The organism is Acinetobacter sp. USHLN143 (assembly GCF_037145695.1).
Lineage (GTDB): Bacteria > Pseudomonadota > Gammaproteobacteria > Pseudomonadales > Moraxellaceae > Acinetobacter > Acinetobacter fasciculus.
In genome coordinates this window covers 1-15,469 of sequence record NZ_JBBCWZ010000043.1, presented here as the reverse complement: position 1 = coordinate 15,469, position 15,469 = coordinate 1, and the positions used below count along the sequence as shown (strand labels likewise).

The 15,469-nt window shown below is 44.8% G+C and carries 14 protein-coding genes and 1 pseudogene; 8 read left to right on the top strand and 7 right to left on the bottom strand.

Features of this window, described 5'->3' with window-relative positions; translation table 11 throughout:
• Window positions 1-65 precede the first annotated feature (65 nt).
• Together nirD and nirB are read right to left on the bottom strand one after the other, a co-directional pair.
• Window positions 66-1,676, bottom strand: coding sequence for a nitrite reductase small subunit NirD (gene nirD / locus WFH18_RS11440; protein ID WP_131261978.1), 1,611 nt, complete (start codon window positions 1,674-1,676; stop codon window positions 66-68).
• A 24-nt stretch (window positions 1,677-1,700) separates the two neighbouring features.
• The gene (gene nirB, locus WFH18_RS11435; protein WP_336754897.1) at window positions 1,701-4,247 is read right to left on the bottom strand and encodes a nitrite reductase large subunit NirB; all 2,547 of its coding nucleotides are present in this window, start codon (window positions 4,245-4,247) and stop codon (window positions 1,701-1,703) included.
• Window positions 4,248-4,750: 503 nt separating this feature from the next.
• Between nirB and WFH18_RS11430 the strand changes: the two genes are divergently transcribed.
• The 7 genes from WFH18_RS11430 (at window position 4,751) to WFH18_RS11400 (ending at window position 10,728) form a co-directional block, all read left to right on the top strand.
• Window positions 4,751-5,329: an ANTAR domain-containing response regulator gene (locus WFH18_RS11430; RefSeq protein WP_004280362.1), complete on the top strand. Its 579-nt coding sequence runs from the start codon at window positions 4,751-4,753 to the stop codon at window positions 5,327-5,329.
• Between the two features lie 10 nt (window positions 5,330-5,339).
• The gene (locus tag WFH18_RS11425) at window positions 5,340-6,356 is read left to right on the top strand and encodes a CmpA/NrtA family ABC transporter substrate-binding protein (protein ID WP_336754895.1); all 1,017 of its coding nucleotides are present in this window, start codon (window positions 5,340-5,342) and stop codon (window positions 6,354-6,356) included.
• 245 nt (window positions 6,357-6,601) lie between these two features.
• On the top strand, window positions 6,602-7,546 hold the full coding sequence (locus WFH18_RS11420) for an ABC transporter permease (protein ID WP_336754893.1): 945 nt from the start codon (window positions 6,602-6,604) through the stop codon (window positions 7,544-7,546).
• Complete coding sequence (locus tag WFH18_RS11415; protein ID WP_064096740.1) at window positions 7,546-8,427, top strand: ABC transporter ATP-binding protein; 882 nt, start codon at window positions 7,546-7,548, stop codon at window positions 8,425-8,427. The genes WFH18_RS11420 and WFH18_RS11415 overlap by 1 nt, the downstream gene beginning before the upstream one ends.
• Before the next feature lie 77 nt (window positions 8,428-8,504).
• Window positions 8,505-9,512, top strand: coding sequence for an isopenicillin N synthase family dioxygenase (locus WFH18_RS11410; RefSeq protein WP_336754890.1), 1,008 nt, complete (start codon window positions 8,505-8,507; stop codon window positions 9,510-9,512).
• Complete coding sequence (locus tag WFH18_RS11405; protein WP_336754888.1) at window positions 9,509-10,390, top strand: hypothetical protein; 882 nt, start codon at window positions 9,509-9,511, stop codon at window positions 10,388-10,390. Before WFH18_RS11410 ends, WFH18_RS11405 begins: the two co-directional genes overlap by 4 nt.
• Window positions 10,391-10,398: 8 nt before the next feature.
• Window positions 10,399-10,728, top strand: coding sequence for a DMT family transporter (locus WFH18_RS11400; RefSeq protein WP_004280373.1), 330 nt, complete (start codon window positions 10,399-10,401; stop codon window positions 10,726-10,728).
• A 270-nt stretch (window positions 10,729-10,998) separates the two neighbouring features.
• Here the strand turns inward: WFH18_RS11400 and WFH18_RS11395 are convergent, their stop codons facing one another.
• From WFH18_RS11395 to WFH18_RS11380, 4 genes are read right to left on the bottom strand one after another with little or no spacing between them, the layout of a single operon-like run.
• Complete coding sequence (locus WFH18_RS11395) at window positions 10,999-12,021, bottom strand: ABC transporter substrate-binding protein (protein WP_253174494.1); 1,023 nt, start codon at window positions 12,019-12,021, stop codon at window positions 10,999-11,001.
• Window positions 12,018-13,826, bottom strand: coding sequence for an allophanate hydrolase (atzF, locus tag WFH18_RS11390; protein WP_336754886.1), 1,809 nt, complete (start codon window positions 13,824-13,826; stop codon window positions 12,018-12,020). The genes WFH18_RS11395 and atzF overlap by 4 nt, the downstream gene beginning before the upstream one ends.
• Window positions 13,827-13,837: 11 nt before the next feature.
• Window positions 13,838-14,281, bottom strand: a complete 444-nt coding sequence (locus tag WFH18_RS11385) for a CopG family ribbon-helix-helix protein (protein ID WP_004280384.1) — start codon at window positions 14,279-14,281, stop codon at window positions 13,838-13,840.
• Window positions 14,274-14,405: a hypothetical protein gene (locus WFH18_RS11380; protein WP_004647016.1), complete on the bottom strand. Its 132-nt coding sequence runs from the start codon at window positions 14,403-14,405 to the stop codon at window positions 14,274-14,276. Before WFH18_RS11380 ends, WFH18_RS11385 begins: the two co-directional genes overlap by 8 nt.
• A 612-nt stretch (window positions 14,406-15,017) precedes the next feature.
• Between WFH18_RS11380 and WFH18_RS18530 the strand changes: the two genes are divergently transcribed.
• Window positions 15,018-15,362: a hypothetical protein gene (locus WFH18_RS18530; RefSeq protein ID WP_431605496.1), complete on the top strand. Its 345-nt coding sequence runs from the start codon at window positions 15,018-15,020 to the stop codon at window positions 15,360-15,362.
• Between the two features lie 7 nt (window positions 15,363-15,369).
• Here WFH18_RS18530 and WFH18_RS11370 read toward each other — a convergent pair.
• Window positions 15,370-15,469 (bottom strand): annotated as a pseudogene (locus WFH18_RS11370) (transposase); the annotation flags it as partial.

Genomic DNA, 15,469 nt, shown 5'->3' with positions numbered 1-15,469 from the left:
CCTCCTTTAGCAAAGGAGGGAGGTTCCCCTCTTTATCCAAGAGGGGTTGGAGGAGATTTATCCGATTACCCTGCCTTTTTGAATGCAAAATCCCGACCAAAAAGCAGTTTGCTGCGGATATTGCTAATTGGTGTCTGGTCCGCAATCAGTTCTGCATACCAAGCCCCATCTTCAGTATCGCCAAATAGCACCGCACCAATGACTTTTTCCTGCTGGATGATGATCCGTTTATAAATCTGACGTTTTTCATCATTCAGCACGATATCTTCAAAATCATCCTGAGGTTCAAAATTTCCGGCCGAGAAGACATCACATCCACTGACCTTGAGTTGGGTCGGAACAGTCGGTGCCTTAAAGGTCAGTCGGCCATGTTCAGCCAGATGCGTCGCACAGATAAAGGCTTGTCCCCATAGGGGTTCAACCAATCCAAAGGTCTGACCACGATGCTCAATACATTCACCCACTGCATAAATACTCGGGTCATAGGTTTGCATGGTGTCATTCACCAGTACTCCACGATTGCAGCGCAAGCCAGCCTGTTCAGCCAGAGTTTTATTTGGTCGAATCCCGACGGCAAAAACTACCAAATCAGCATCCAGCACTGTCCCGTCTTTTAAACGCAGTTGAGTCACATGGCCGTCTATACCGAGCAGCTCTTCGGTGTTGGCTTCAGTGATGATTCGGATGCCTTTATCTTCAATTGATTTTTTCAGCATTTGACTGGCTTTCATATCCAGTTGACGATCCATAATACGGTCCATCAGATGCAGCACAGTTACATTCATCCCCTGCTGCTTCAGTCCATAAGCTGCTTCTAGACCCAGCAACCCACCTCCAATCACGACGGCATTTTGCTTGGTTTTGCAGTAATCCAGCATGTGGTTAACATCCTGAATATCCCGGAAGCTAATCACGCCTTCAAGTTCAGCACCTGAAATTGGTGGTATAAAGGGTTTGGAACCAGTAGCGAGGATCAGACGATCATAAGCAACGATTTCACCTTTTTCGGTATGAACCTGCTTACGTGAACGGTCGATAGAGCTGGCAGCATCTCCAGCGATGAATCGAATGCCTTTTTCGGCATACCAGTCGGCTGAATGCAGCATAATTTCTGCAAAGCTTTTCTCGCCAGACAATACCGGTGACAACATGATCCGGTTGTAATTGCCCCATGGCTCTTCCCCAATCACGGTAATGTCATAACGATCTGGCGCCATATCCAGCAAGTCTTCCAGACAGCGCATGCCCGCCAGCCCATTTCCGACCAGTACCAGTTTTAAACGCTCTGTGTTCTGACCATTACTGGAAATATAGGTCTTTTGTGGAGTCGGACTCACCAGAACTTTGCCATTTTCAATTCGGGTTGGAAATACCAGTAATTTCTGGTCTTGCTCTTCCAGACAACGGCCGGTCACCAGACTGAAATGCTGCTTATAAATTGGGGATGCGACTACACGCTCACCTTGCAGATCACCCAGAATGCCACGTGCCATGACATTGGCCAGACTAAATGGATCTTGATTGCTGAGTGCATACACCCGCTGTTCCTGACCCACGCGAAAAATTGCAATCTGCTGATCTTCAATCAGGGCTGCCACACCGGTATTCGGGGTAATCTCATCCAGATTGCAGACTTCGTACCAGTTCAGTTCGTTCATGTCTTTTAAAATTGTCATTTTCATTCTCCCTGACTGTGGTATTTAGGCTTCAACCACTGGAATACGGTTTAAATCACGTTCAGCTTCTGTCTTTGGACGAATCTGGCCACGTACAGGCGTAAACTGAATATTCGGGTCATTCTGCTCAGCTGCTTTGGCATTGATAAAAGTCTTAAAGCGTTTGCGTACTTCAGGATCTTCAATCGCGGTGCGCCATTCATCCTGATAAGTGCCAATCACATGCTGCATACGGCTTTCCAGTTCAGCAGCAATACCCAGTGAATCATGCACAATGACATCTTTCAGATAGTCCAGCCCACCTTCCATATTGTCACGCCATACGCTGGTGCGTTGCAGACGATCTGCTGTCTGGATATAGAACATAAAGAAGCGGTCGATATATTTGATCAGTGTGGAAGTATCCAGATCCGAGGCAAGTAGTTCAGCATGGCGCGGTTTCATACCGCCATTGCCACATACATATAGATTCCAGCCTTTTTCGGTGGCAATGACACCGACATCCTTGCTCTGTGCTTCTGCACATTCACGGGTACAGCCAGATACTGCCATTTTGGTTTTATGTGGTGAACGCAGGCCTTTATAACGATTCTCCAGGAAAATCGCCAAGCCGACAGAATCATCGACTCCGAAACGGCACCAGGTACTGCCCACACAAGATTTCACCGTACGTAAGGATTTGCCGTAGGCATGTCCGGACTCGAAACCGGCATTGATCAGTTTTTCCCAGATTTCAGGCAGCTGATGTACCTGTGCACCAAACATGTCAATTCGTTGTCCGCCCGTGATTTTGGTATATAGACCATAATCTTTGGCGATCTGACCGATGGTAATCAGACCATCCGGGGTAATCTCGCCGCCTGCCACACGTGGCACAATCGAATAGGAACCATCTTTCTGGATATTGCCGAGGTAGTAGTCGTTGCTATCCTGCAAACCGGCATGACTTGGTTTCAGAACAAAATCATTCCAGCAGGATGCCAGAATATTGGCTACAGTCGGTTTGCAGATATCACAGCCCATGCCGTGCCCATGTTGCTGAATCAGGTCAGAGAAAGTCTTGATTTCATGCACGCGTACCAGGTGATACAGTTCCTGACGCGAATAGGCAAAATGTTCGCACAGGTGATTGTTCACCGTGACACCCTGACGTTGTAATTCAGATTTGAGAACCTGCGTTACCAGTGGCGCACAGCCACCGCACGCCGTTGCAGCCTGGGTGCATTTTTTCAGTGCACCCAATGAAGTCGCACCGCCATCAATGGCTGAACAGATATCAGCTTTGGAAACGTTATTACATGAACAGATGGTCGCGCTGTCAGGCAATAAATCGATGCCACTACCACCCGATTTTGAAGTTGCCTGATCAAAACCTGGCATGATCAGGCTTTCCGGTTGCTCCGGTACAGCCAGACCATTTAGCATCATTTGCAGGAGATCACTATATTCTTTGGCACAGCCCACCAGCACCGCGCCCAGCAGCTTGGTCTTGTCTGCTGACACCACGATTTTTTTATAAACCTGCGCCGCTTCATCAGCATAGAAATAGCTCAAGGCCCCTGGGGACATAGCATGTGCATCACCAATAGAGGCAACATCCACCCCCATCAGTTTGAGCTTGGTACTCATGTCCGCACCAGCGAATGCATGACTTTCTTGGCCTAGGACATGTTTTGCCGCGATCCGCGCCATGTCATAGCCTGGTGCAACCAGACCATAAATTTTATTGTCCCAAAGTGCACATTCACCAATGGCATAAATGTCCGGATGTGAGGTCTGGCAATAATCATTAATGATGATGCCGCCACGCTCACCAATCAGTAAACCACTTTGGCGCGCCAGTTCATCACGCGGACGAATGCCGGCCGAGAACAGGATGATATCGGTTTCAAGCACCGAACCATCTCCGAACTTCATTACATGCTGAGTGCTGTCACCATCTTCAATACTTGACGTGGCCTTTTGAGTATGTACCTTGACACCCAGGTCTTCAATTTTAGAGCGCAGTACCCGGCCGCCCAGATCATCAATCTGCACCGCCATCAGACGCGGAGCAAATTCTACGACATGGGTTTCCAGATTCAGATCTCGCAGGGCTTTCGCTGCTTCCAGCCCTAGCAAGCCGCCGCCAATCACTACGCCAGTTTTGGCATTCAGACTGGCTGCACGAATGGCATCCAGATCTTCAATGGTACGATAAACAAAGCAATTCTGACGGTCATTGCCCGGGATTGGTGGCACAAAGGCATAAGAACCGGTAGCGAGAATCAACTTGTCAAAACTCAGCACATCACCCTGGCTGGTGGTGACGGTTTTATGGAGCTGATCAATTTCAACCGCTTTAGTATTAAGTCGCAAATCAATGCCATAAGCATCGGCAAAATCACTACGACACAGACTCAGATCCTTGACCGACTTGCCGCTGAAATATTCGGTCAAATGTACCCGGTCATAAGCTAAATGTGGCTCTTCTGCCAAAATGGTCAGCTCAATGTCATCACCGGCCTGTTCCAGTACAGATTCGATGAATTTATGCCCCACCATGCCATGCCCAATCATGAGAATTTTCATATCTGCACTCCAACTATTGTTTTTTTAAAGATGATAAAAAGCCGCATATCACGTCTAGGCATTGATATGTCTGCTGATTGAATATGTTGTAAATACCGCAACCCAGCGCTTTGTAATGCTGGAGGAAGGGTTGAAACGCTTGTGCGTTTTGTATTGCTGAACAACTGACCATGTCATTTATCCTGTGCTGAACGAAATACCAATCACACTCCTTGAAAGTGCAATTACGATCAGAACGGACATCGTTGGCCGTTGTTAGTATTGAAAGTCATCTTTGACGATTTAATAAATGCAGAAATCGTGCCAACTTTTTTAATAGAAAAATGCCTTGTTTCAGGCAGATGATCTACCTAAATGCTTCATTTTGATCAGCTATCAGCTGAAATCCCTAAAGCTGTGCACTAAATTGAACAGAAAAACGAAATTTTATGCACCAATTTAATGGCATGTTTTTTGCTTTAATCCTGCTTGAATATTCCTTAGGCCTTACTTGAAAATATTCCATGTCCAAATTACGAATTGCTCTTATTGATGATGATCTGGAGCGCGCCCAATTCATCCAGGAATCCTTACTTTCACATGATTTTCAGGTGGTGGCCTGTTTAATCCTGAATGACCTGAATATGGTACATGTTAAGGGTATTCATGCAGATGTGATCTTGCTGAATATGGATCATCCGCATCGGGATATTATTGAAAGCTGTGTCAGCCAATATGAACTTCCGACCGTGCTGTTTACCCAGAACTCCAATAAAGACACCATCAAAAGTGCGATTGATGCCGGAATCACGGCTTATATTGTCGATGGTATTGATCCCACCAAACTAGAAAGCATTCTGGAAATTTCAATTGAACAGTTTCGCAAGCATAAAAAGCTGCTGAATGATTTAAAAGAAACCCAGGACAAACTGATTGACCGTAAAGATATCGATAAAGCCAAAGCGTTGCTCATCCAGCTGCATGCATTAACGGAAGAGCAAGCTTTTGCTTTATTGCGTAAAAATGCCATGAGTCACCGGATTACCATTGGTGAAATGGCCAGACGCTTACTGGATGCACAGAAGCTGTTATTGGGCCAATAAGGAAAAGAATATGTCCACATTAGAAAAAACTGAACTCAATATTGGCTATATTCCTTTACTTGATTGTGTTGCCATTCTCTGGGCCGAAAAACAGGGGTATTTTGCTGAGCAAGGATTAACCATCAATTTAATCCATGAAGCCTCCTGGTCTAGTTTGCGTGACCGTCTGGCCTATGGCTTTCTGGATGCTGCACATTGCTTGTCTGCCATGCTGCCCGCTGCTGCCCTGGGTACAGACCAGTTACAGGTGGCTTTGCAAACCCCTCTAGTACTGAGCGTGAATCAGGCTTTTATTAGCCTGCGCCAGGATTTGTGCTATGAACTCGGCATCCAGCCTGGGGATGATGAACAGAATACCTCAAAGAAACTGGTACAGGCTTTACAACAGAATCATTCCATCAATCTGGCCTATGTGTATAAATATTCGATTCACCATTACTGTTTAAAAGAATGGTTGGCGCTGACTGATCTACAACTGGCCAAGAATATCCAGCTGATGACGTCCCCACCGCCTTCCATGGTTAAAGGAATCGCAGAACAGGTATTTGATGGTTTTTGCGTGGGAGAACCCTGGAATATTCAGGCCAAACTTGAAGGCTATAGCTTTATCGTTGCGGCGAGCCAGAATGTCATTCCAAAAGTTGCCGATAAAGTCTTGGCCATGACCCAAGAATGGGCAGAACAGCATCCATTTACCGTAGAGGCAGTGGTCAAGGCTGTACAAAAAGCGCAGGATGATTTAAAGCAGCGCAGCGATTTATCAGACGTATGGAACATGCTGGTGGATTATCAGATTATTCAGTTTGAATGTTCCGCCCAGCGGCATGTCTATGACTTTTACAAAATCAAGAATATTATCCGGAATTTTGTTGGAGAAAGTGCCAAACCGAAAGTCGATGATTTTATCTGGCTTCTGCAGCAGATGCAGAAATGGGAAGATATTGAAATGACCGCAGCCGAGAAAAAACAGATTGCACAGCAGTGCATCTATAGCTTGCAAAACCAGCATGCAGACATTATTGGCTAAATGATCCTACTGAAAAAAGAGGCCTGATTTTTCGGGTCTTTTTTATTGAGTCTATTTTCCAGAAAATGATTAAAAATCTTTGCATTCTGATCTAACTTCTTGAATATGATTAAGAGTTGTCTGCTAATTTTTTCTATAAAAATAAGCCATTTTAAGAGTCATTTCAGGATTTGGGATGAAATGGCATCCATTTTGCTTATTCAGTATTACGTTTTATAAAATTTGTAATATTGAGGGGCAACACTATGAGTTACGTTGCACGTGAACTCAGTCAAAGAAATAAATTACTGTTTGGCTTGGGGTCTTTTTTAATACCAATTCTGATTTGGTGTGCAGTCAGCTATTTGCCATTTATTTGGCATCCACAAGTCCAGATTACTGATTCAGGTAGTGTTGCCTATTTACAGGTCGAGAGTCGTATTGATAAAGACCAGTTTTTTTCTGCTGCGCAGTCTGCGGTAGATCAGGGTCTGGCTCCGCCGCAGGGTATTCTGGTCAACCCGATTTATCTGCCTGCACCACATGAAGTTGCGATTGCACTGGTCACGGCCTTTACCACGGAGCCTGCTCAGGCCAATTCACCCTGGTTTCATGAAAGTCTGTGGCACAGTATCAAGCTGGTCTTTACTGCGTTCTTTATTTCTTCCTTGGTCGGTATTCCACTCGGTATTTTATGCGGGTTTTCAAATAAAATTTCCCAGCTGATCGAACCCTTTGTCGAATTCTTCCGCTATTTGCCTGCTCCGGCCTTTGGTGCACTGGCAGTGGCAATTCTCGGAATTAATGATGCACCCAAAATTGCCATTATTGTGATTGGAACCCTGTTCCAGCAAATCCTGATTATTGCCAATACCACACGTCTGGTGGATCGTAGCCTGATTGAAGCCGGTTTTACCTTGGGCACCAATAAACTCAAAAGTCTGTTACATGTGGTGATTCCTGCCGCCCTGCCTGAAATTTACCGCAATCTGCGTGTGTTGCTGGGCTGGGCATGGACTTACCTGATCGTAGCAGAACTAATCGGCAGTACCTCCGGGATTACCTGGTTCATTACCCAGCAAGCCCGTTATCAGAACTTTGATAATGTCTTTGCCGCGATCCTGATCATTGGGGTGATTGGTTTGCTGTGTGATGTGATTTTAATGAAACTGGGACAACGCTTATTTAAATGGAAACCGGGAGCCAACTGATGCAAAACACTGAATTTAATACCCGCGAATACTTTGACAAGATTTATAGCCGTCCGGTGATTCTGGAAGCGAAGCAATTGACGCAAAAATTCAGTCATGGCAAAACTGAACGTACGGTTTTAAATGCACTAAATTTGAAAATTCATAAGCGGGAGTTCATCTGTGTGATTGGGCCTTCCGGTTGCGGCAAGTCAACCTTTAGCCGTGTAGTCGCCGGTCTGGATCCTTATAGCAGTGGTGAGATTCTGGTGGATGGCCAGCCGATTACCGGCCCAAGTCCAGAGCGTGGCATGGTGTTCCAGGGCTATACCCTGTTTCCATGGAAAACCGTCAAGGAAAATGTCATGTTTGGCCCGCGCATGAAAGGCCAAAGTAGTGCAGCGGCCGAAGCGCAGGCACGTGAATGGATCAATATCATTGGTCTGGAAAAGTATGAAAACCAGTATCCGCATGAGCTGTCTGGCGGGATGAAACAGCGTGTCGCGATTGCCCGGGCTTTGGTCAATGAACCGAAGATCCTGTTGATGGATGAACCCTTTGGAGCACTCGATCCGCATACCCGGCAAAAAATGCAGCGTCATCTGATGGATCTTTGGCAAAATATCGACATCACCATCATTTTTGTGACTCACGATATGGATGAAGCCATTTTACTGGCCGACCGTATTGTGGCGCTGAAAGCCAATCCGGGTGAAATCAAGGAAATTATCGAAGTTGATCTACCTCGTCCACGCCATCCAGACGTCATGCTTAGTCCTGAATTTAAACAGTTAAGACAACGTGTCGATTATCTGGTGCATGCTGAGGAAGATGAACTGGATCCGGCACTGGCAGAACTGCCAGTCATTCCGCGTATGACCAAGGTCAGCAGCAATAAATAATCTCATTCAAAATGCCTTTGGGACGACCCGAAGGTTTTAATCGCTGTGTTGGACGACCAACATTAGAGGTGATTGTCATGCAAGCGCAATATGTACTCCCACTGGTTGATATTTCAAAATTGCAAAGTCCGGATTTAGCCGATCGTATTGAAGTTGCTCATGCTCTGGATCATGCCTGTAAAGAAGTTGGATTTCTCTATCTGCAAGGCGACCAGTTTAATTTTGACTACGCCAAAGACCTGATTGAAATGGCCCAGTCCTATTTTTCTCAGGATCTGGACACCAAAATGCAGCACTATATTGGCAAATCAAAAAATCATAGCGGCTATGTGCCAATTGGCGAAGAGCAGTTTGCCGGCAACAGTTATGATTTAAAAGAAGCCTATGATGTCAATTATGATTATCAGGGGGTAAGAAAAGACTGTCCTTTACTTGGGCCCACCTTATGGCCAGACCATCGGGATTTCAAGTCTATTGTCAGCCAATACTATAGCCATCTGCGTGAGATCAGCCAGCAGATTTTTTCTGCCTTTGCACTGGCGTTGGGCGTTCGTGAGGATTTTTTTGAAAGCAAAATTACTGATGCACCAAGTCAGCTACGTTTGATTCATTATCCCTATAATCCGGAAGTGCAAGATGCCGAAGGTATTGGCGCACATACCGATTACGAATGCTTTACCCTGCTGTTACCCACCGCACCCGGCTTACAGGTTTTGAATAAAGCCGGCGAATGGATCGACATTCCACTGATTGAAAATACACTGGTGATGAATATCGGTGACATGATGGAAATTCTGTCGAATGGTAAATATCTCGCCACCAAGCACCGCGTGAAAAAGGTCTCGGAAGAACGGTATTCATTCCCACTGTTTTGCGCCTGCAATTATGACACCGTGATTGAACCGGTTATTCACACTGAAAATTCCAAATATTCTGCCCTGATCGGGGGTGAGCATCTGTTTAATCAGACCGCCCAGACCTTTCAATATTTAAAACAGCGCATTGCTAGCGGTGAACTGATCTTAAAAAATGCTGTACCACTTTCTTCTTTTGGACTTGAAGAACAGGCGGAGGTAGCATCATGAATCTGTTTGAAGTAATTAAAACTTTAAAGCCCACTACCCCTCAGCCAGAGATTATTCCGGGCTTTTTATATGGGGCATTTCGGCGTAAAAGCATCAGTTTTTATAATGGCCTAACTGATGAAAATACCATTGTGTACTGGTTTCAGTCGCACAGTTTTACCATTGATCTTCGTCTAAAAAGCCAGACGGGAACTGCTGTTCAGGAACGCCAAGGCTGGATTGGCAATACGTTTTGGGATAACGCTAGCCAACTCTTGTCCTGGGACGTGAAAGACTACGCCAATTACCAGAATCATGTGCAATGGCCGGAACCAGCCAGGTTGCATGCGATTGGCAACTGCATTCTGGAATTTTCTCCAAGTAATGTGTATGTCGAAGACTGGCGCCAGCAGGTACAGCACGGTTTATTTTTAGGGCTGCGGCTTCAGTTTGCGCTTGATGTTCAATCTGGTCAGGAACTGGAAATGGATGGTGGCCTGATCATTTGTGCTGATCATATTGCCTATGCCCTGACGCGTTTGCCTGAAGTGCAAAGTGCAGTAGCTCAAATGGATTTGAAAGCTGTCGATCCGACCGTGTTTGCCTTGGTGGAAAGTTTTGAAGTTTCTATCGGGACTGATGGTCAAGCTAAAACTTACAGCACCCGCAGCAGTGAGACAGGCAAACTCTTTAACCTGGAAAATTTTGAAGTTCTCAATGAAAGCAGTCTGGCTCAGCATGTCATTTTAGATGGTCGCAATATTGACCTGATTTTTGAGCTGGATATATACCAGCCGGATTACCAATTTCAATATGCAACCCCCACGACTACACAAGCTGAAAGCTGGCTGAAGTCAGAACAGGGTCACCTGATGCAGCATGCAGAACGGGTGTTATAGGGAGAGATATGTCTTTTTTATATCTTTCGATTGCCATTATTGCAGAAGTCATTGCAACTTCTGCATTGAAAGCCTCCAATGGTTTTAGCGTGCTCTGGCCTTCACTTGCCACCATTGCCGGTTATGCCGTTGCCCTGTTTTTCCTGTCACTGACCATGAAAACTATTCCGATGGGCATTGCCTATGCAATCTGGTCTGGTGCCGGCATTATCCTGATTTCAACGGTTGGCCTCTTGGTGTTTAAACAGCAACTGGATCTTCCCGCGCTGATCGGTCTGGCGTTTATGATCATTGGCATTATTTTTATCAATGTCTTTTCCAAAAGTACGCAGCTTTAATTTTTTGATATTAGCGTTCTTTCATCAGTCATTTTTAATTATTAAGAAGTAAATTGCCTCTCCTTGTAGGAGACTTGCGGAGCATGCTCCTCAGGGAGGGGTTCTTTCTAATAAATACCCTCATCCTCATGCGAAGCTATGCCTCTCATCCCAGAAGGAGAAGGAGCTTTTCAATATCCCTTCAATCATTTTTTGATTTATAAAAAATATCTACTCATTTAACAATAAGAAATCCCCAGACCGGGGATTTCTTATGTAAGAGATCAGGCTTTATTGCAGCTCTTGCACCAGCGTTGGAACAATCACGCCATCTACGTTCATTTCAGTCGTATAAATGCCGTTGGCCACATTGAACTTGTTCACATGATAGCTGGAACCATAGATCGAGTCGAAACCATCACCTTTGGTAAAGACTTTCTTGTTGGCGGCCAGATCAAGTAAATGCGTACCATCAATGAACTGCATATAGGTTTTCGCATCGACACCAACACGTTTGGCCATGATCTGTGCGGCATCTTCACGAGTCGCCGGGTCATTGATGTATTTGACGGTTTTATCCCAAACCTGAATCACCTTTTTCCATTGCTCTTTATTGGCTTCCAGATGGGCTGGATTCACGGTCAAGGTATCGTAAATTAATCCCGGCTTGTCTTTAGAGGTGAAAATAATCTTGGAACCGGCCACCGCGGATAAAGCCTGATTCGCCACTGGCTGCCATACCGCAATCGCATCAATATCGGGAGTGGCAAACACCTGTGGCAATTCATTGGTCATGGTATTGACCAGTTTAACTTCATTCAGTTTAACCTTGGCATCATCCAGTGCAGTGGACAGTAACAAGTGATCAACGAGGCCTTTTTCAGTCGCGATTGTTTTACCGCGCAGATCCTGAATCGAATTAATGCCATTCTTGGCAATAATCACGTCATTTCCAGCTGAATAATCAGTCGCCATGATCATCACACCCTTGGTACCGCCAGAGCCAGTGACCAGATTATCACCATTGGTGACCATGACTGCATCCAGCTGGTTGGCAGCAAAAGCTGACAGTGAGGCTGAATAATCAAACCATTCGAAATTGGCATTTACCCCTGCTTCTTTTAGCCAGCCTTTTTCAATCGCCACCTGCCAGGCCACAAATCCCGGCCAGTCACTATAACCAATCCGGATGGGCTGAGTATTTACACTCCCTTCTGCCTTGGCATTTGGTTCAGGTACTTTAGCGGTATTGTCACAACCGCTAAAAAGGATTGCAGACAGTACGGAAACGGACATCAGTGCTTTTTTGATCATTTTGCGACTTCCCCTATGCATTCACATTTAAATTTGGTATTTGAAAGTTGTTGAGATTTCATAAATTCGCGCCAGCCACCGAAATGACTAATATCTGTTGCATCCTCAAGTGCATAGCCTTCACAGATAAAGCCTTTGACCCAAGTGCCATCAATTAGCTGGACATTGCCGATCCCCAAAGGTGCCGGAACTTCTGCAACAATGTCTCCGAACAGTGCACGCGGAATGTCCCAGACCTCTACTTCAATTGAAAAACCTTTCGCGTTGTATTGCAGGCCAGGTTTTGGCGGTGTCGTATTTTTTAAAGCATAGAGTTTGTATTGCGAAGCAGTCCGGGTCTGCTTGATCAGGGTGCCACTGCGTGTGGTCAGCTGAAAATTCAGTGGCATACCGGTCAGATGTGCTCCGACGACAGCCAGTTTGACGCTGTGCCCCGATGAGATTTCAGTTGTTTTTTCATAGCTAAGTTCAGAGGTGCCTAGCTTTAACTGGCTCGATTGCTGCCATTTTTGCCCGAATTTGGCCAGTGCTTCATCCATCCAGGCTGGCGCAATAAAGGTCACACCCGTTGGAAGACCATCAGCACGAATGCTATTTGGTAGCGCCAAAGCCGAAAGATCGGCAAAATTGACAAAATTGGTATAAGCGCCCATGTGGCTGTTTTTTACCAGAGGATCGGCTTCTACTTCTGCAATGCGATAAATGGTGGGTGCAGTAGGCACCATCAAGGCATCATAATCTGCCAGTGTATTTTGAATAACACGGCTCAGGTGGGCACGTTCATATTCATCCTGCATGACATCGACCGCATTGAACCGGTCTGCCTGCGCAATAATCTGGCCAATTACCGGATGGGTCTGCTCGCGTTGCACCATTTTTTCCACGGCACTGGTACGTTCAGCCACCCAAGAGCGGTTATACAAGGCCGCTGCCAGTTGTTGAAATGGAGCAAAATCAATCGGCTCAACCGTATAACCCAAGCTTTGTGCACGTGCGATCGCCAGCTGGAATGCTTTTTCAGTTTCGGCATCGCCATAAAATTCCAGCGTATCGGGAATGGCAATTTTGCCTTTTGAAAATTGGCTCGGTACATTTTGAGGATGTACTCGGGAATACTCATCGCTGGCATCATAGCCCTGCATGACTTGCGCCACCTGCCAGGCATCATCCACCGTTAAGGCAAAAATCGAAATCACATCGATGGTACGACAAGCTGGAATTAGGCCCGTAGTCGAGAACCAGCCTTTGGTTGGTTTGAGTCCGACAATGTTATTGTGCCCTGCCGGTACACGTCCTGAACCTGCAGTATCTGTACCCAGTGAAAATGGCACTAATCCGTTTGCCACGACTACACTTGAACCGGAACTTGAACCGCCACTGATATATTCAGGATTAAAGCTGTTCTTTACCGCGCCGTATGGGGAGCGCACACCAACCAGACCCGTCGCAAACTGATCCAGATTGGTTTTACCCACGACAATCGCGCCGGCAGCTTTTAATTTGGCTACTGCGGTTGCATCGGAAGTTGCCAGATAAGCTACCTCTTTACATGCTGCTGTGGTATAGAACCCTGCAACATCAATATTGTCCTTGACTGCAAATGGCACCCCATAAAGTGGCAAGCTTGCACTATCTGCACCAGTCAATGCATCAATTTGTGCCTGTAATTGTGCTGCTGTTGCAATTGAAATCCAGGCATGATCGTCATTATTCAATCCGGCAACATACTCAATCAGGTCACTAAGCTGGATATTGTTATTCTGGTAGGCGTGTTGCCAGTCCTGTACAGTCCATAAGTTGTGCACAGCTGTTCTCCTTAAGTGTGTTCGGTATTTTGTGGAATAGGCGGCATGACGGCATCCATCAGTTCGAGATGCCCTTTAATCACGCCTTTCAGTGCAATAAATTGTTCACTTATTTCTTTCAAATCACTGCTCGCACCCTGCATCAGCATGACTTGCAAAATTTTTTCATCATCCAACTGGATATGAAGTGAGTTGATCACTTGTGCGAGATACTGCTGCTGCAGATCGACCAGCTGACTGCGCAGCGGTTTCAGGCTGACGTCGTAGAGCAAGGTGAGTGTGCCGACCATGACTTCATCGCGAATCACCAGATCATCAATCAGGTGGCGGTTAATCATGTCGACAATGGCCTGTGAACGGCTTTCATAATGCTGCTCGACAATTTTTTGGTCCATCGCATGTAGCGTGGTTTCTGGCACGGTAATACTGATCCGTGCCAATTTTTGTTTAGGCACGATGTTGATCCTTGGGTTGGTATTGGGAAGACTGTTTAATGTGAAAGCCTGCGCGTACGCTGAGCAGCTCAACCAAAAAGTGAAGCCATGGATGCATTTTTTTATTTGATGTCGGATTGTTCATGTGCATCTCCTGTAAATATTACAAAACCAAAATTTCGTATTACTTAGGAAAATGCAGAAAGCGTGCCAATTTTTAGTTATTTGGATGAGGTGAATAAACTTTTATAAGGGGGCGAAAAAAAGCCCCATAACAGTGAGATGGGGCTTGTTCTAAAGCAAAAGTAAGTTTTGTATTTCACCGGTTTATTCCATTTTGATTGCTCATGTCCTTGCTATTCTTTTTATACATGAATGGTTAACCGATGTTTGTGATTATGAGTGATCAAGTGTATTGCTCTCCTCTATTTATGTTGTATATAAATAAAAGCATAAAGCGTGCCACAATATAAAATAGAATAGATTTAAGCGGAATGCGTGGGAAATTAATCACATACGCAAATAGAGGCAAAACAAGAATGATTTATTTTTTAAGTATGCCTAAAAAATAGACCATTTTGCACCATTGGGGTTCGAGTGTGCATCAAAGTGTAGCTGAGTTGTTCAGGCAACTGTATGCCTCTGCTTTCTATATTTGAAACTAAGATTACTAAACTTGAATCAATTACTATTTCATAACTCATTTGAAAAGTAATGAATTACTGCTAAATTAGCTCCCATATTTGGGGGGCTTTTTATGACAGAAAAATTATATTATTGGGCTGAAAATTTAGAAAATTACAGTTCTAATAATGATATTGAATATGATGAAGTTATTGAAATAAAAAGACTGAATTTTTTTATTGGTAAAAATAATGCGGGTAAAAGTAAATTTCTACGTACATTATTTAAAATGAGAGGTGGTCAATATTTGTATAATTCTACTCAATTTAGAAAATTAAAATCTTTCCATAAAAAAATAGTCTCAAATAAATTTGATCCCCGTTATGAAGAATTTATTAATCTTATGAACGATACTCTCACTGTGCAAAGCTATACTACCGCTTCTCTTGCATTTAAGTCTGTAATGCATTCCTTATAAGTTGTCATTAAAAAGTAAACATGTATTCTTTTCCGAATTGGTTTGATACTTTCTCCACCCATTGCTCTATTTTGTCAGCTGTCATGACTTGAAAATCTCGCCAATAA